Raw genomic sequence first — 16,323 nt, forward strand, 5'->3', positions numbered from 1 at the left:
TGACGCATGACGACGCCGCGCACCTCGCGCTGGCTTCCTACCTTCGGGCGATCCCGGTGACAGCGGCGTAGGCGTCGCGGAGGGCGGATGCGGTCTGATCGAGGTCGTCGGCACCGACTGATGCCGGGAGTGTGAATCGGACGGCCGTCTGTGCGGTCTCGGGGTTCAGGCCCATCGCCAGGAGCACGTGTGAGGGATCGCTCGAGCCCGCCGCGCACGCCGACCCTGAGGAGCACACGATCCCGCGCCGCTCGAGCTCGAGGAGGACCGACTCGCCGCTCACCCGAGGGAAGCAGAAGGACGCGCTGCCCGGGAGCCGCTCCGAGGGGTGGCCGGTCAGGAGCGCATCCGGCACGAGTTCGATGACCCGTGCGATGAAGGCGTCGCGCAGCTCCGTGAGGCGAGCCGCCGACGTCGTGCGCTCCGACTCAGCGAGCCGCAAGGCGGTGGCGAGCGCCACGGCCCCGGCAACGTTCTCGGTGCCGGACCGGAGACCGCGTTCCTGTCCGCCGCCGTCGATGACGGGCTCGAGTGCAAGCCGTCCGGCGGCGTACAGCGCACCAACGCCCTTGGGCGCGCCGATCTTGTGCCCGGAGACCGAGAGCGCGTCGACCCCGAGCGCCTGAACGTCAAGCGGCAGCCATCCGGCGGCCTGGACGGCGTCGGTGTGGAAGGGCACCCCGGCTGCGCGGGCGACGGCGGCCAGCTCGGCAACGGGCTGCACCGTCCCCACCTCGTTGTTCGCGTACATGACCGAGACGACGGCGGTTTCCGGGCCGACGACGGCGGCCAGCGCATCAGGCTCGACCCGCCCGAGAGCGTCGACCCCCACCTCGTCGACGGTGAAGCCGTGCAGCCGCGCGAGAGCCCGCGCGGACTCGAGCACCGCCGGATGCTCGATCGAGCTGACCGCGAGCCGAGCGCGCCCGGCGCCGGCAGCCCGCCTGCCCAGCGCGATCCCCTTGACCGCGAGGTTGTCCGCCTCGGTCCCCCCGGACGTGAACGTGACCTCGGACGGCCGGCAACCCAGCAGACCCGCCACCTCCGCGCGGGCTCCCTCAAGCGCGTCACGTGCCCGCGCACCCAGCTCGTGGTGGCTCGAGGCGTTCCCGAAGTCGCCCGTGAGGTACGGCCACATGGCTTCGATGACCTCGCGGCGCACGGGGGTGGTCGCGGCAGCGTCGAGGTAGATCACGCCGGGTCCGCCTCCCCGCGGTCGATCACAACGTCCAGCCCTAGGTCGAGGTTCACCACGGAGTGCGTGATGGCGCCCACAGAGATGACGTCGACACCGGTCGCCGCGATTCCGGACACCGTGTCGAGGTTAACCCCGCCGCTCGCCTCGACGATGGCCCGCCCGTCGATGAGTGCAACGCCCGTGCGGAGGTCGTCGAGGCTGAAATTGTCAAGCATGATCGTGTCCACGCCGGCCGCGAGCACCGGCTCGATCTGCTCGATCCTGTCCACCTCGACCTCGAAGTGCGTCGTGTGGCCAAGACGCTCACGCGCGGCCCGGAGCACTCCGGTGAGGCGCGAGGCGTCGCCCCCCGTCAGCACGGCGAGGTGGTTGTCCTTGGCCATGACCGCGTCGGAGAGGCTGAAACGGTGGTTGCGGCCTCCGCCGCAGCGTACGGCGTACCGTTCGAGCTCGCGCAGTCCCGGCGTGGTCTTGCGCGTGTCGACGATGCGGGCCTTCGTACCTGCTGTGAGGGCAACGTACCGGGCAGTGAGAGCCGCAATCGCGCTCATCCGCTGCACGAGGTTGAGCACCACACGCTCGGCCGTGAGGATCGCCTGCGCGCGTCCGGTCACCCGCGCGAGGACGGCGCCGGCGTCGAAGGGCTCTCCCTCGGCGACGAGAAGCTCGGCGCGGGCGGAGCGGTCGTGGAACCGGAACCCGGCCTCGACGATCGGTCCTCCCGAGAACACGCCGGGCACCCGGGCGCGCAGCTCCGCGGTCGCGCTGGCTTCGGCCGGGATGAGCAGCAGCGACGTGAGGTCACCGCTCGGGGCGTCCTCGGCGTACGCTGCCTCGAGCACGCGGCCTACCGCGGCGTTCGGGAGCGGGATGGGCGCTACACGGGCTGGAAGCCCTGAGGGATGCTGCACGACTTCTACTGTCCCCGCTGTCCTGGTCGTCTGGGTCTCGGCTGTCTGGGCCGTGATGTGCACTGTCATCTCAGGCGCTCCTGCCTGCCAGTGCTGGCTGGGGCACGCGCCGGGACGGACGCGGCGACGCGTTCCGGGAGGGCTTCCCGACCGCGCGCACGACGTCGATCCGCCCCTCTGCGCGCACGTCGCCACGGCCCCGGCCGTCCGGGCCCGGCGCAGGGAAGCGGCGCTCTGGGAAGTCGAGGCGGTAGTGGGCACCGATGGACTCCTCGCGGTGCGCCGCGGCCTCCGCGAGCACCCGACCGAGGACCAGGAGGTGGGCGGCCTCGGGCTCGTCCGAGGTCCAGCCGCCGAGCGTGCGTGAGAGCCGCGCGAGGCCGCGGCCATCGCGGATCACGCCTCCGTCGAGCTGCATCGCGTCGGCGAGCCGGGCATGCCCCGCCAGGCCGGCCAGAACCTCGGCATCGGCGCCAGGGGCCACGTTGACCTGGAGCGGATCGGCTGCGCGCACGGGACCGCCCCAAGCCTGAGCGTCCCCGGCCAGCGCGTGGCCCACGGCGCGGCCAGCGAAGACAACGCCTTCGAGCAGCGAATTCGAGGCTAGGCGGTTGGCCCCGTGGACCCCGGTGCACGCTGCCTCGCCCACGGCGTACAGGCCGGGGACGCTCGTGGCGCCGTTCACGTCCGTCGCGACCCCGCCCATCCAGTAGTGGGCGGCCGGCCCGATGGGAAGCGGTTCGCGCCGCCAGTCGTACCCCGCATCCCGGACCATGGCGTTCAGCGTCGGGAAGCGTTCGGCCAGGAAGCCCTCGCCGTGGTCCGCTTCCAGAGCGGAGGCGTCAAGGTAGGCCTGGCCGCCTCCGGCCCGCGCGTGCAAGGCCATAGCGCGGGAGACGGCGTCGCGCGGCGCCAGCTCCGCGAGGGGGTGGTAGTCGCCCACGAAACGGTGGCCCGCCGCATCGCGGATCACTGCGCCCTCGCCTCGGACGGCCTCGGAGATGAGAGACGACCGCAGAGTTCCGTCCGGCCCCACGATCTGCAGGGCCGTGGGGTGGAACTGGTAGAACTCGAGGTCCCTCAGCACCGCCCCTGCCATGAAGGCGAGCGCCGCGCCGTCGCCCGTTGCGACGTCCGGGTTCGTGGTCTGGGCGTAGAGCTGGCCTGCTCCCCCAGTGGCGAGGATCACGGCGTCCGCCGCTACTGTGCGGCAAGCCGTCCGAGCCCCCCCGCCACCACGCGGGGTGTAGGCAACGCCGGTGACGGCACCGGCGTCGACCAGGATCTCGGTGGCCATCGCGTCCTCGAGAACGGTGACGCGCCCGGCCGCCTCAAGCTCTCGGACCCGTGCGATGAGGGCTCGGGTGATGCCCGCGCCGCTGGCATCGCCGCCCGCGTGGAGGATGCGCGGGAACGAGTGGGCGGCCTCGAGGCCGAGGAGGAAACGGCCATCGGTGCCACGGTCGAACACGACGCCGCGCGCCGCGAGCTCCAGCACGCTCTCTGCAGCGGCCCGGCACATCTGCTCAATGGCTGGGCGCGACCCCACTCCGGCACCGGCGGAAACGGTGTCGGCGACGTGGCTCACCAGGCTGTCGCCGGGGGTGCGCTGGCCCTCGGGCAGCACGGCCGCATAGCCGCCCTGCGCGAGCATGCTGTTGCTGTCGGAGAGCCGGGCCTTCGTCAGGAGCACGACGTCGGCGCCCGTCACCTCGGGCGATACCGCCCCGGACGAGGTTCCACGGGCCGTGGCAGCGGTGATCGCCGCCGTCAGCCCCGCGACACCGCTCCCTACGACGACGAGGCGCCGGGACGCCCGCCGGGGCTGGCTCACGGCCGCGCCGCCAGCATCCGCTCGAGCGCGACGCGCGCCGTTCCGGCGACGTCGGCCGGGACTTCGATGCGGTTGCGCACCTCGCCCTCGACAAGGCCCTCGAGGACCCAGGCGAGGTAGCCGGGGTGGATCCGGTACATCGTCGAGCAGGGGCAGATCACGGGGTCGAGGCAGAAGATGGTGTGCTGCGGGTACTCGGCGGCGAGCCGGTTGACGAGGTTGACCTCAGTGCCGATGGCGAAGACGGTCGGCTCAGTTGCCGCAGCGATGGCCTTGCGGATGTAGTCGGTCGAGCCGTACTCGTCCGCGGCGTCGACGACCTCCATGGGGCATTCGGGGTGCACGATGACCCGCACGCCCGGGTACTCGGCGCGCGCCTTCTCGATCTGGGCGACGTTGAAGCGGCGGTGCACGGAACAGAACCCGTGCCACAGGATCACGCGCGAGTCCCGGAGCGTCTGCGCGTCATTGCCCCCGAGCGGCTTGCGGGGGTTCCACATCGGCATCTGCGACAGCGGCACGCCCATGGCCTTGGCCGTGTTGCGGCCGAGGTGCTGGTCCGGGAAGAAGAGGACCCGCTGCCCACGCTCGAACGCCCAGTCGAGCACCGTCGCCGCATTCGAGGACGTGCAGACAATCCCACCGTGCTCGCCGCAGAAGCCCTTGAGCGCGGCGGAGGAGTTCATGTAGGTGACGGGGATGACCGGAACGCGGCCATCGGCGTCGGGGTCCGTGCCGAAGAGCTCCTCGAGTTGGGCCCAGGCCTGCTCGACCGAGTCGATGTCCGCCATGTCCGCCATCGAGCAGCCCGCGGCGAGGTTCGGCAGGATGACGGCCTGGTCCCCCCGCGAGAGGATGTCCGCGGTCTCGGCCATGAAGTGCACCCCGCAGAACACGATCGCCTCGGCGTCCGGCCGGGTGAGCGCCGCGTTGGCCAGCTGGAAGGAGTCGCCCACAAAGTCCGCGTGCTCAACGACCTCGTCCCGCTGGTAGAAGTGCCCGAGCACGACGACGCGCTCGCCGAGCGTTTCCTTGGCTGCGACGATCCGGGAGTGGAGCTCCGCCTCCGAGGCGTCCTTGTACTCCTGCGGGAGCTGGCCCTGCCGTGGCGTTGCGGCCGGAGCCGTGTCCGCGCTCGAGGCGCCGGGGCCGTAGGCGGGCATCCCTGCGAGCGCCTCCGCGGCGTCGAACTCCCAGGGGCCCTTGGCGAGGTCCGCCCCGCACGTGCTGGCGCCGGCATCCGTGAGCGGAATGAGGCTGATGGCGGTGGCAACAGAGGTCATGGGGTGCTCCTGGTGGATGCGGTCAGGTCGGAGGGGGTGGAAACAGGACGGGGCTGCGGTGCTGGACGCGGCCGTTGTGCGGAAAGCGCCTCCGGCGCGGAACCCAGCAGGGGCGGCGCGGTGGTCGTATCGATGGCTCCCCGGGCTCCGGTGTAACGGTAGAGCCGCGGGGGCCGGTGCCGGCCGCCCTCCAGGACGTGCTCGGTCGGCTCGATCTCCGCCATCCCCTTGAGCTGGCGGCGGAAGTTGGCGGGGTCGAGCGGTTTGGCGAGGATGGCCTCGTAGACCTCGCGGAGCTGCGCGAGGGTGAACGTCTCGCCGAGGAAGTGATAGGCGATCTGGGCGTACTCGAGCTTGCTGCGCAGCCGCCACAGGGCGTAGTCGACGATGTCGCGATGGTCGAAGGCAAGCCCACCGTCGCCCGAGCCGGCTGTGTCTGCACCGTCTTTGTCTGCACCAGCAGAGTCTGCGCGGTGCCACGCAACGTTCCCCGTCGCTTCCCCGGCACCGAGGAGCTCGGCCTCGGTCGGCCGGACGAGCGCCCAGTAGACGATCGACACGACGCGCTGGCTCCCCCGATCGGGCCGGCTCGAGCGGTTGAGGCCACCGAACGCGTAGAGCTGCTCGAGGTACTCGGGCGCGAGCCCTGTGGTCTCCTTGAGGTTGCGTCGGGCCGCATCCTCCAATGACTCGGTAGAGGTCAGCGGGCCGCCGGGGAGCGCCCACTGGCCTTTGAACGGCTCCTTGACGCGCCGCACGAGCGGGATCCAGAGGGTCGGGCGCCCTTGGCTGGCCTCGCCCCGGGCGCGGTCCGGAGTGAGGGCGAAGATCACCGTGGAAATGGCCAACGACGGCGGCAACTGCGCCCGCTCCGCCACATTGGCGCCGTGCGGCGCGGCAGGTCGCAGCAGCGTCGGGTCGAAGATCCCGCCCATGCGCACCTCCCGATACCGCGTGCCGGTTCACCAGGGCCAAGTTCATCGCTAGGCAACAAGTTCACCGCTAGTTAAAGTCAGTTTGACTCTAAGTCATGATACGCCTAGCCCGGGTCCGAAGACAAAAGGTGACGTAGCGGCGGGGTTGCGCCTCAGCTCTCCGCGGAGGCCTCGAGCAGCGGGAGGGTGCGGCCCTCGAAGTGGGTGTTGAGGACGATCACCGACGACGAGCGGACCACGGCCCGGGTCGCCGTCACGGCATCCAGCACCCGCTGCAGGTCCGAGTTGGAGCGTGCCGCGACGCGGGCCATGAGGTCACTGTCGCCCGAGACCGTATGCACCTCGAGGACCTCCGGGATCTCAGCGAGAGCCGACGCCACGGCGTCGTGCCCGAAGTCCTGGTTGATCGTCAGCGAGCAGAAGGCGACCACCGGAAACCCGAAGGCCTGCGGCTCGGGGTGTGGCGCCCACTCGCCGATCACTCCATTGGCGACCATGCGGTCGAGGCGGGCCTGCACCGTGGCGCGGGCCACCTTGAGGATGCGGGACGCCTCGAGCACGTTCATGCGCTGCTCGTCGGTGAACAGGCGGACGATCTTCGCGTCGAGCTTGTCGACCTTCATGCAAGCCTCCAGATGGTCGCAACGGCGTTGGTCGTATGCTACAGATTGATGATCGCTCCCGCATGTACTGCGCATTCTGCCATGCCGTGCGACGCATCTCACCCTGATACTGCACACGATGCACGGTGCAGTGAACCAGACCACACTGACCGGCGGCGCACGCGCTATGGTCAGTGGGTCCTCTGGCCGCACAGGCGCCCATCCCGCGCTCGGCCACCGCAGATCCGAAAGACGGAAATGACAGCTATGCACACGTCAAAGGGCCTCGGCTCCTCGTCGACGACGACGCAGGAACCCAAGCTCGGACACTCCATGTCTCCGCGCCAGCTCACGATGATGGGGCTCGGCAGCGCGATCGGCGCCGGCCTCTTCATCGGCTCGGGCGCAGGCGTCCAGGCCGCCGGCCCCGCCGTCCTCATCTCCTACCTTGTCGCGGGCACCCTCATCATCATTGTGATGTGGGCCCTCGGCGAGATGGCCGCCGCCAACCCCAACAGCGGCGCGTTCTCCGTATACACCGGCAAGGCCCTTGGAGGCGTCGCCGGCGCAACAGTCGGCTGGCTCTGGTGGGCTCAGCTCGTGGTGGTGATCGCAGCCGAAGCCCTGGGCGCGGCCGGCCTGCTGGCCACGGTGTTCCCCGCGCTGCCGGTATGGCTCATGGCCCTGGTATTCATGGGGGTCTTCACCGCAGTGAACCTGACGGGGGTGCGGAACTTCGGCGAGTTCGAGTTCTGGTTCGCGCTCCTGAAGGTCACGGCAATCGTCGTCTTCCTGCTGATCGGCGCAGCCCTCCTGCTCGGCTGGATCCCGAATGCCGCCTCGCCGGGCCTGGGCCACTTCACGGCCGCAGGCGGCTTCGCGCCTCACGGAATGGCGGGCATCGCAACCGGCCTGTTTGTGGTGGTCTTCGCCTTCGGTGGCACCGAGATCGTCTCCGTCGCGGCCGCCGAGACGCGGGACCCCGAGCGCAGCGTGGCCCGTGCCGTCCGCACGGTCGTGTGGCGCATCCTGGTGTTCTACGTGGGTTCCATCTTCGTGATCGCCGCCGTGATCCCGTCGGACTCCCCCGAAATCAAGAGCCCGTTCGCGGGGGTCCTCGACATCGCGGGCCTTCCGGCCGCCGCGACCGTCATTACGCTCGTGGCCGTGGTAGCCCTCCTCTCTGCCCTCAACGCAAACCTCTACGGCGCCTCGCGCATGATCTTCTCTCTCGCCGAGCGCCAGGAGGCCCCGAGTGCACTCAGGCGCCTCACGGGGGCGAGGGTGCCAGCGATCGCCGTGGCCGCCTCGGTGGCGTTCGGCTTCATCGCCACGGTCCTCGAGCTGCTGTTCCCCGAGCATGTCCTCCCCCTGCTGCTCAACTTCGTCGGCTCCACGTGCCTCGTGGTGTGGGGCTCCGCCCTCGTCTCGCAGATCGTGCTGCGCCGCAGGGCGGATGCCGCTGGAACTCGGCTCCCGCTCCGCATGGCCGGGTTCCCCTGGCTCTCGGGGTTCGGCGTGCTCCTGCTGGCCGCCATCTTCCTCGTGGGCCTCATCGGCGAGGACAGCCGCATCCAGCTCCTGAGCACGTTCGCCCTCGTCGCGGCTATCGCGCTCGCCGCATGGCTCGGACGACGCGCACGCGCCCGCCAGACCGAATTCGCTACGTCGGGTGACGGGGCGGTCGAGACCGACATCGCCGTCCAAAACCAGCACAGCTGAGGCGGCGGGCCGGCACGGGCCCAGAAGCAGCGGGTCCGGACCCCGAGCGCGCGAGCGCGGGTCCGGACCCGCTGCTGCATCCCGCACGCTGCTACATCCCGCACGCTGCTACATCCCGCCCCCTGCCGCATCCGGCCCCTGCCGCATTCCGGCCCGTGCTGTGCCACTCATGTGCGGCTGGACACTGTGCACAGTGATATACGGCACAATCCCGGTGTTCTATACAGATTGCATTGCTCAAAACTCTTGCATTGCACAGGATGTTTGCTCAATCTACGGTCATGCTATGCAGACTTCAGCAATTGCCACGGCCTCTCCGGGCCGTGCCGGGCTGGCCGGGGGGCCACGGAAGCCGCTCCCCGAACTCCCCTCGGCAACGCCGGCGACCGACGCCGAGCTCCTCGAGCTCTATCGCCTCATGACGGCCGTTCGCCGGCTCGACCAGGCCGCCATCGCGTGGCAGCGCCAGGGGATCCTTCCGGCCTACGCCCCTGAGCTCGGCCAGGAGGCCGCCCAGGTCGGCTCGGCCCTCGCCCTCGACCTCTCCCGGGACTTCGTGTTCCCGACCTACCGCGAGCTGGGCGTTGCACGTGCCGCCGGGGTCAACATGGTCGAGTACATGTCCACGCACCTCGCCACATGGCACGGCGGCCTCTGGGACCCCGCGGCCTCCCACGTCGCACCGATTCAGGCTGTCGTGGCCGGGTCCGTGCTCCACGCTGTCGGCTGGGCGCATGGTCAGACGCTGCTCGCCCGCACCGCCGGCGCCGCAGCCGAGGGGCTCGCGGTCGCGGTCACCTACCTCGGTGACGGTGCGTCGAGCCAGGGCGACGTGCACGAGGCCATGAACTTCGCGGGCGTGTTCGCGGCCCCGGTCGTATTCTTCGTGCAGAACAACGGCTGGGCCATCTCGGTGCCCACCGAGAAGCAGGTCGCCGGCGGAAGCGTTGCCGCCCGCGGGGCTGGGTACGGCATGCCGTCACTGCAGGTCGACGGCAACGACGCCGCGGCCGTGCTCGAGGCGACCCGCCGCGCCGTCGCCCATGCCCGCGCAGGCCACGGTCCGGCGATCGTCGAGGCCATGACATACCGGCGAGGCCCCCACGCAACGAGCGACGATCCCGGCCGCTACCGCACCCTCGATGAGGAGAGGCTCGACGGCGGTGCCGATCCCCTCGTGCGACTGCGCGAGCGGCTCCTGACGGCCGGGATCGCCTCCGAGGCGACCCTCGATGGCCTCGACGAGACGGCGACCGCCGAAGCCGAGGACGTGCGCGCGGGCGTGCTCGCGCTCGGTCCGCGGCCCGGCGCCGAGATGTTCGACTTCGTCTTCACCGAACCCACCGACGAACTGCAGCGGCAGAAGGCCGTCTGGCGCGAGGAGTCCGAGCATGCCTGAGACGGTCGCTGTACCTGACACCCGCACACCCTCCCATGTGCTGTCCCTGCAGGGGGCACTCAATCTGGCCCTCGACGAGCTCCTCGCCGAGGACGAGAAGGTCCTCGTGCTGGGCGAGGACGTCGGCACGCTCGGCGGAGTCTTCCGCGTCACGAGCGGCCTCGCGGCCTCCCACGGGGCGGAGCGCGTCTTCGACACCCCGCTCGCCGAGTCCGGGATCCTCGGCATGTCGATCGGCCTGTCGATCGCCGGATTCCGGCCCGTGCCCGAGGTCCAGTTCGATGGCTTCGCGTACCCCGCGATGAACCAGATCGTCACGCAGCTCGGCCGCATGCACTACCGCTCCCGCGGCACCCTGCCCATGCCAGTCACCCTCCGGGTCCCGAGCTTCGGCGGCATCCGGGCACCTGAGCACCACGGCGAGAGCCTCGAGGCCGTCTTCGCGCATGTCCCGGGCCTCAAGGTCGTTTCCCCCTCCGACCCGCAGCAGGGCTACACGCTGCTCAAGGCAGCCGTGCGCATGAACGATCCGGTCATGTTCATGGAGCCCAAGTCGCGGTACTGGCAGAAGGGGCCGGTCGTGACCGAGGCGGAGGGCGCGCACGACGGCGACTCCTCGCCGTCGCGCGTCGATTCGCCTTGGGGGGCGCGCGTCGCCCGCGCGGGGCGGCACCTCACACTCGTCGCGTGGGGCGCGATGGTGGCCCGCTGCCTGCAGGTGGCCGAGCTGGCCGCGGAGGACGGGATCGACGTCGAGGTCGTCGACCTGCGCTGGCTCAAGCCGATCGACGCCGAGACCCTGACGGCGTCCGTCGCGAAGACGCGGCGCGCCGTCGTCGTCCACGAGGCCCCGCTCACCGCGGGCCTCGGAGCCGAGGTGGCCCAGCTCATCACCCAGCGCTGCTTCGGAACGCTCAAGGCACCCGTTGAGCGCGTCACCGGCTTCGACGTACCGTATCCCTCAGGTGACCTGGAGGACGAGTACATCCCGAATATCGACCGCATCCTGTTCGGCATCCAGCGAGTATTGGAGTACAAGCGTGGCTGAGATTTCCTTCCCCCTCCCCGATCTCGGCGAGGGACTCATCGAGGCCACCGTCCTCGACTGGCTCGTCGCCGAGGGCGACCAGATCGAGCGGAACCAGCCGATGGTCGAGGTCGAGACCACAAAGTCCGCCCTTGAGCTTCCCTCCCCCCAGTCCGGGGTCGTGAAGAAGGTCTACGGCGCGCCCGGCGAGGTCATCAAGGTGGGCGAACCCCTCATCGTCTTCGAGGTCGCGGACGAGACCGCGGGGATCGTCGGCAACGTGCCGTCCGAGGACGCGCCGAAGCGGCGTGTCCGTCTGAGCGCAAACCTCGACGAGGACTGAGCGAGGATTGATGCCGCAGGGACCTACGCTGGACCTTGATGCAGCACGCGGCACGGCCACGCACGATGAGGCCGCGCAGGACAAGGGGATGGCGCACATGATGGCAGGACAGCACGCGGGGTCGGCGGCACAGCACACGGTCGAGGGGACCGACCCGGGGCTCCACGTGGTCGTGGCCGAGCCCGAGTCGCCCGCGGCCCTGCCGCCCGTCCTGCTGATCCACGGGTTCGCCTCCTCGGTCGCGCTCAACTGGGAGCAGAGCGGCTGGATCGCGGCACTCCTCGAGGCAGGACGGCGCGTGGTCGCCGTCGACCTCCCCGGGCACGGCAGGAGCACGGCACCCGAGGACGTCGATTCGTACACTCCCGGACGGATCCGCGCGGATCTCCTTCAGATCGTGACCGATGCGGGCGCACGACCGCTCGATCCGCGCCACGCCGACAGCGGGCTGGACGTGATCGGGTACTCATTGGGCTCGCGCCTCGCGTGGGAGTTCGGGGCCACCCAGCCCGCACTCGTGCGGCGCCTCGTCCTCGGCGGCCCGAGCAACCGCGACCCGCTTGCCGAGTTCGACCTCCCGGCAGTCCAGCGCTTCCTGGCCGACGGGACGCCGATCGAGGACGCATCGACCGCCTCGCTCGTGACGATGGCCCAGGCCTCCCCCGAGTCCGACATGTACGCGCTGCTCTCGCTCGTCGAGGGCATCAAGGAGGAGCCGTTCGACGCCGCAGAAGCCGTGCCGCGTCAGCCCGTGCTCATGGTCGCAGGAGAGAAGGACGAGCGGTTGGGTGCGCTCGAGGTCCTCAAGGGGCTCGCGCCCTCCGCCGAGATCGTCGTGGTCCCGGGCCGGAACCACGTCAACGTCGTCACCGCGCGGGCATTCAAGCAGGCGGCCATCGAGTTCCTCGCCCGCCCCTGATGCGGAGTCACCTCTCAACGTTGCGGAGTCACCTCCCAACGTTGCGGAGTCACCTCCGCACGATGAGGAGTCACCTCTCTACTGTGGCAAGGCCCACTCTCGAGACGTGACCCCGCAACCTCGAGACATGACCCCGCAACCTTGAGAGGTGACCCCCCAGCGTCGAGGGGTTGACGGGTTGCAGTGTCTCACGGCACACTGGATCGTATACGATGATCGTATACGATCCAGCCTCCACGAGGGCTGGCCGACTCGAGGAAGAGGACCACGTGCAGCATCCAGGGCAGCTCGCAGACCAGGTTCGCCAGGACACGATCGACGCCGCCGGCAAGGTCATCGCAGTCCACCTCAACTACCCGAGCCGCGCAGCCCAGCGCGGCCGCACCCCCGCAGTCCCCTCGTATTTCCTCAAGCCCGCAACGTCGCTGGCGCTCAACGGCGCCGAGCTCAAGCGCCCGCAGGGCGTCGAGCTCCTCACGGTCGAGGGAGAGGTGGCACTTGTCATCGGAGCCCGCGCCCGCAACATCTCCCCGGAGAACGCCTGGGCGCACGTCGGCTATGTGACGGCCGCGAACGACGCCGGGCTTGCCGACCTGCGCTGGGCAGACAAGGGCTCCAACCTCCGCTCCAAGGGCGTCGACGGCATCGCGCCGATCGGTCCGACGCTGCTCCCCGCGCAGGAGCTCGACCCCGCGGCCCTGCGCGTGCGCATGTGGATCAACGGCAAGCTCGCCCAGGAGGACTCGACGGCGACGCTCTTCTTCCCGTTCGCGCAGCTCGTCGCGGACCTCTCCCGCCTCATGACGCTCGAGCCCGGCGACATCATCCTCTCCGGCACTCCTGCCGGCGCAACGGTGGCCCAGCCGGGTGATGTCGTCGAGATCGAGGTCGACGGCGTCGCGTCCGACGGCGCGTCGCTCACCACCGGGCGCCTGTCGAACGCGGTGGTCGACTCGGGACTCGTCCTCGAGTCCTACGGCGCCCTGCCCAAGCTCACGGACGCCGACCGCATCGACGCGTGGGGCTCGCCCGAAGCAGCCGGACTCCCAGCGGATGGCGCGGGCGAGGCAAAGGCCAGCGGCGCGCCGTCGTCCGCCGTTCAGACCGAGGACACGCGGCCAGTGAGCGTCGTGACCCCCGAACTCGAGGAGAAGCTCCGTTCGGTCGGCACGGCCACCCTGAGTGTGCAGCTGCGCAAGCGCGGCATGCAGAACTGCCACATCGAAGGCCTCATCCCCACCAAGCCGGGCGCGAAGGTCGTCGGGACGGCCCGGACGCTGCGCTACATCCCCGCACGCGAAGACCTGTTCAAGACCCACGGCGGCGGTTTCAATGCACAGAAGCGGGCCGTCGATTCCCTCCGCCCGGGCGACATCCTCGTCATGGATGCGCGCGGCGAGAAGGGCTCCGGCACGCTCGGAGACGTCCTCGCGCTCCGTGCCCAGGTGCTCGGCGCCGCGGCAGTCATCACCGACGGCGGCATCCGGGACTTCGGCCCCGTCTCGGCCATGGACATACCGGCATGGGGCGCGAACGCCCACCCGGCCGTGCTCGGGCGCAGGCATGTCCCCTGGAGTGTCGACGACACCGTCGCGTGCGGCGGTGCTGCAGTCCAGCCCGGCGACGTGATTGTGGGCGACGAGGACGGGATCGTCGTCATCCCGCCGGCGCTCGCCGAGGAGGTCGCCGACGACGCCGTTGCCCAGGAGCGCATGGAAGCCTGGGTCGCGGAGCGGGTCGCCGAGGGCCACGCCGTCGACGGGCTGTTCCCGATGAACGCCGAGTGGACCGCGAAGTACAAGGCCGCACAGTCGGCAACCGGCGCGGCCGGCCAGCGATGAGCGTCGCCCCGGCGTCCGCGAGCAAGTCCGAGCTCGCCTACGAATGGCTCCACGAGCAGATCGTCTCGGGCGAGCTCGCGCCCGGCGCCCGCCTCGTCCTCGCCCAGGTCGCGGAGCAGCTCCACGTCTCGGTGGTTCCGGTCCGAGAGGCCGTCCGGAGGCTCGAGGCAGAGGGGCTCGTGACATTCGAGCGGAACGTCGGAGCCACGGTCGCCGGGATCGATCCCGTCGAGTACCTGTACACGATGCAGACCCTGAGCCTCGTCGAGGGTGCAGCCACGGCGCTCTCGGCGCCCTCGGTCACGGCGGAGGACATCGCTGCGGCGCGGGAGGTCAACGAGCGCATGCGCACGTTCCTCGCGGCCGATCCGGTGCACTTCGACCCAGTGGTCTTCACGGCCCTCAACCGGGAGTTCCATTCCGTACTGTTCGAACGCTGCCCGAACCCCCACATCCTCGACCTCGTGCACCGCGGCTGGAACCGGCTCAAGGCACTGCGCGGCTCAACGTTCAGCTACGTTCCCGAGCGCGCGAGCCAGTCCACCGAGGAGCACGAGGCGCTCCTGCGCCTCATCGAGCGGAGGGCGCCGACGGCCGACATCGAGCTCGCCGCGCGCCGCCACCGTTCCGCGACCCTTGAGGCCTACCTCGCCCACACGGGCGAGAGCCCCGGCTTTCCGACCCTCTAGACCCTCCACCCGTCCCACCTGACAACCAGTCCTTCAAAGGAGCGACACGTGAGCAGCAAATTCGTCCCGGAGAATCTCCCGACGAGCATCCAGCACTACATCGACGGCAAGTTCGTCGACTCGGTCGACGGCGACACCTTCGATGTCCTCGAGCCCGTCTCGAACGAGGTCTACGTCAAGGCCGCAGCGGGCAAGAAGGCCGACATCGACCTCGCGGTAGCCGCGGCGACCCGCGCCTTCAAGGAGGGACCCTGGCCGAAGATGCTCCCCCGCGAGCGCTCCCGGGTCCTGCACAGGATTGCCGACATCGTCGAGTCCCGCGATGCGCGCCTCGCCGAGCTCGAGTCCTTCGACTCAGGCCTGCCCATCACGCAGGCCCTGGGCCAGGCCCGTCGCGCCGCCGAGAACTTCCGTTTCTTCGCGGACCTGATCGTCGCCCAGGCAGATGACACGTTCAAGGTCCCAGGCCGCCAGATCAACTACGTCAACCGCAAGCCGATCGGCGTCGCGGGCCTCATCACGCCGTGGAACACACCGTTCATGCTCGAGTCGTGGAAGCTGGGACCGGCCCTCGCCACGGGCAATACCGTGGTGCTCAAGCCTGCCGAGTTCACCCCGCTCTCCGCCTCACTGTGGGCCGGGATCTTCGAGGAGGCAGGCCTTCCGCAGGGTGTGTTCAACCTCGTCAACGGCCTCGGCGAGGACGCGGGCGACGCACTCGTGAAGCACCCGGACGTGCCGCTCATCTCCTTCACCGGCGAGAGCCGCACGGGCCAGACCATCTTCGGCAACGCCGCCCCGTACCTCAAGGGCCTGTCCATGGAGCTCGGCGGAAAGAGCCCCGCGATCGTCTTCGCCGACGCGGACCTCGACGCGGCCATCGATGCCACGATCTTCGGCGTCTTCTCCCTCAACGGCGAGCGCTGCACGGCGGGCTCCCGCATCCTCGTCCACCGCGACATCTACGACGAGTTCGTCGAGCGCTACGCCGCGCAGGCCAAGCGCGTCAAGGTCGGCTACCCGCACGAGGCGACCACGGAGGTCGGTTCGCTCGTCCACCCCGAGCACTTCGAGAAGGTCATGGGCTACGTCGAGCTCGGCAAGACCGAGGGCCGCCTCGTCGCCGGCGGCGGCCAGCCCGAGGGCTTCGAGTTCGGCAACTTCGTCGCGCCGACCGTCTTCGCGGACGTCAAGCCGGATGCGCGCATCTTCCAGGAGGAGATCTTCGGCCCGGTCGTGGCGATCACGCCGTTCGACGACGACGCAGAGGCCCTCGAGCTCGCGAACAACACGAGGTACGGCCTGGCCGCCTACGTGTGGACCAACGACCTCAAGCGGGCCCACAACTTCGCCCAGTCCGTCGAGGCCGGCATGGTCTGGCTCAACTCGAACAACGTGCGCGACCTGCGCACGCCGTTCGGCGGCGTGAAGGCCTCGGGCCTGGGCCACGAGGGCGGCTACCGCTCGATCGACTTCTACACCGACCAGCAGGCCGTGCACATCACCCTCGGCAAGGTGCACAACCCGACGTTCGGCAAGCAGGAGCTTCACACCGAGTCGGATATCGACGACCCGGACCCCCGCTGATCCCCGCAAGCCACCATTCACCTCACTGAAAGC

At 70.0% G+C, this 16,323-nt stretch carries 14 protein-coding genes; 8 read left to right on the forward strand and 6 right to left on the reverse strand.

Annotated features, from left to right (window positions below):
• Window positions 1-37: 37 nt before the first annotated feature.
• The 6 genes from AB5L97_RS11405 to AB5L97_RS11430 form a co-directional block, all read right to left on the reverse strand.
• On the reverse strand, window positions 38-1,195 hold the full coding sequence (locus AB5L97_RS11405; RefSeq protein WP_369044761.1) for a cysteine desulfurase family protein: 1,158 nt from the start codon (window positions 1,193-1,195) through the stop codon (window positions 38-40).
• Complete coding sequence (gene nadC / locus AB5L97_RS11410) at window positions 1,192-2,178, reverse strand: carboxylating nicotinate-nucleotide diphosphorylase (RefSeq protein ID WP_369044762.1); 987 nt, start codon at window positions 2,176-2,178, stop codon at window positions 1,192-1,194. The genes AB5L97_RS11405 and nadC overlap by 4 nt, the downstream gene beginning before the upstream one ends.
• Window position 2,179: 1 nt before the next feature.
• Window positions 2,180-3,943: an L-aspartate oxidase gene (locus AB5L97_RS11415; protein WP_369044763.1), complete on the reverse strand. Its 1,764-nt coding sequence runs from the start codon at window positions 3,941-3,943 to the stop codon at window positions 2,180-2,182.
• Window positions 3,940-5,226, reverse strand: coding sequence for a quinolinate synthase NadA (gene nadA / locus AB5L97_RS11420; RefSeq protein ID WP_369044764.1), 1,287 nt, complete (start codon window positions 5,224-5,226; stop codon window positions 3,940-3,942). The genes AB5L97_RS11415 and nadA overlap by 4 nt, the downstream gene beginning before the upstream one ends.
• Entirely contained in the window at window positions 5,223-6,161 is a 939-nt protein-coding gene (locus AB5L97_RS11425; protein WP_307957488.1) for an NUDIX hydrolase, read from the reverse strand. Before AB5L97_RS11425 ends, nadA begins: the two co-directional genes overlap by 4 nt.
• A gap of 152 nt (window positions 6,162-6,313) precedes the next feature.
• Window positions 6,314-6,784, reverse strand: a complete 471-nt coding sequence (locus tag AB5L97_RS11430) for an Lrp/AsnC family transcriptional regulator (protein ID WP_307957487.1) — start codon at window positions 6,782-6,784, stop codon at window positions 6,314-6,316.
• A 246-nt stretch (window positions 6,785-7,030) separates the two neighbouring features.
• On the opposite strand from AB5L97_RS11430, the gene AB5L97_RS11435 reads away from it, so the two are divergent.
• The 8 genes from AB5L97_RS11435 to hpaE all read left to right on the forward strand — a co-directional run bounded on the left by AB5L97_RS11435 (window position 7,031) and on the right by hpaE (window position 16,290).
• A complete protein-coding gene (locus AB5L97_RS11435) occupies window positions 7,031-8,485 on the forward strand; it encodes an amino acid permease (RefSeq protein WP_307957486.1) in 1,455 nt (484 codons plus the stop codon).
• Window positions 8,486-8,903: 418 nt separating this feature from the next.
• Window positions 8,904-9,884, forward strand: coding sequence for a thiamine pyrophosphate-dependent enzyme (locus AB5L97_RS11440; RefSeq protein WP_369047418.1), 981 nt, complete (start codon window positions 8,904-8,906; stop codon window positions 9,882-9,884).
• Window positions 9,877-10,932 (forward strand): alpha-ketoacid dehydrogenase subunit beta, encoded by a 1,056-nt coding sequence (locus AB5L97_RS11445; RefSeq protein WP_369044765.1) that lies wholly within the window; start codon window positions 9,877-9,879, stop codon window positions 10,930-10,932. Before AB5L97_RS11440 ends, AB5L97_RS11445 begins: the two co-directional genes overlap by 8 nt.
• Window positions 10,925-11,254: a biotin/lipoyl-containing protein gene (locus tag AB5L97_RS11450; protein ID WP_369044766.1), complete on the forward strand. Its 330-nt coding sequence runs from the start codon at window positions 10,925-10,927 to the stop codon at window positions 11,252-11,254. The genes AB5L97_RS11445 and AB5L97_RS11450 overlap by 8 nt, the downstream gene beginning before the upstream one ends.
• A 100-nt stretch (window positions 11,255-11,354) precedes the next feature.
• On the forward strand, window positions 11,355-12,173 hold the full coding sequence (locus AB5L97_RS11455; RefSeq protein ID WP_307957633.1) for an alpha/beta fold hydrolase: 819 nt from the start codon (window positions 11,355-11,357) through the stop codon (window positions 12,171-12,173).
• A 212-nt stretch (window positions 12,174-12,385) separates the two neighbouring features.
• Entirely contained in the window at window positions 12,386-14,014 is a 1,629-nt protein-coding gene (locus tag AB5L97_RS11460) for a fumarylacetoacetate hydrolase family protein (protein ID WP_369044767.1), read from the forward strand.
• Entirely contained in the window at window positions 14,011-14,703 is a 693-nt protein-coding gene (locus AB5L97_RS11465; protein WP_369044768.1) for a GntR family transcriptional regulator, read from the forward strand. The genes AB5L97_RS11460 and AB5L97_RS11465 overlap by 4 nt, the downstream gene beginning before the upstream one ends.
• Window positions 14,704-14,751: 48 nt before the next feature.
• Complete coding sequence (hpaE, locus tag AB5L97_RS11470; protein ID WP_307957481.1) at window positions 14,752-16,290, forward strand: 5-carboxymethyl-2-hydroxymuconate semialdehyde dehydrogenase; 1,539 nt, start codon at window positions 14,752-14,754, stop codon at window positions 16,288-16,290.
• Window positions 16,291-16,323 lie beyond the last annotated feature (33 nt).

Source organism: Sinomonas sp. P10A9, assembly GCF_041022165.1.
GTDB classification, from domain to species: Bacteria; Actinomycetota; Actinomycetes; order Actinomycetales; family Micrococcaceae; genus Sinomonas; species Sinomonas puerhi.

Excerpts from the sequence above, each read along its gene's own strand:
- nadC (WP_369044762.1), bottom strand. The coding sequence starts at position 2,178 with ATGACAGTGCACATCACGGCCCAGACAGCCGAGACCCAGACGACCAGG.
- nadA (WP_369044764.1), bottom strand. The coding sequence starts at position 5,226 with ATGACCTCTGTTGCCACCGCCATCAGCCTCATTCCGCTCACGGATGCC.
- AB5L97_RS11425 (WP_307957488.1), bottom strand. The coding sequence starts at position 6,161 with ATGGGCGGGATCTTCGACCCGACGCTGCTGCGACCTGCCGCGCCGCAC.
- AB5L97_RS11430 (WP_307957487.1), bottom strand. The coding sequence starts at position 6,784 with ATGAAGGTCGACAAGCTCGACGCGAAGATCGTCCGCCTGTTCACCGAC.
- AB5L97_RS11435 (WP_307957486.1), top strand. The coding sequence starts at position 7,031 with ATGCACACGTCAAAGGGCCTCGGCTCCTCGTCGACGACGACGCAGGAA.
- AB5L97_RS11440 (WP_369047418.1), top strand. The coding sequence starts at position 8,904 with ATGACGGCCGTTCGCCGGCTCGACCAGGCCGCCATCGCGTGGCAGCGC.
- AB5L97_RS11445 (WP_369044765.1), top strand. The coding sequence starts at position 9,877 with ATGCCTGAGACGGTCGCTGTACCTGACACCCGCACACCCTCCCATGTG.
- AB5L97_RS11455 (WP_307957633.1), top strand. The coding sequence starts at position 11,355 with ATGGCAGGACAGCACGCGGGGTCGGCGGCACAGCACACGGTCGAGGGG.
- AB5L97_RS11460 (WP_369044767.1), top strand. The coding sequence starts at position 12,386 with ATGATCGTATACGATCCAGCCTCCACGAGGGCTGGCCGACTCGAGGAA.
- AB5L97_RS11465 (WP_369044768.1), top strand. The coding sequence starts at position 14,011 with ATGAGCGTCGCCCCGGCGTCCGCGAGCAAGTCCGAGCTCGCCTACGAA.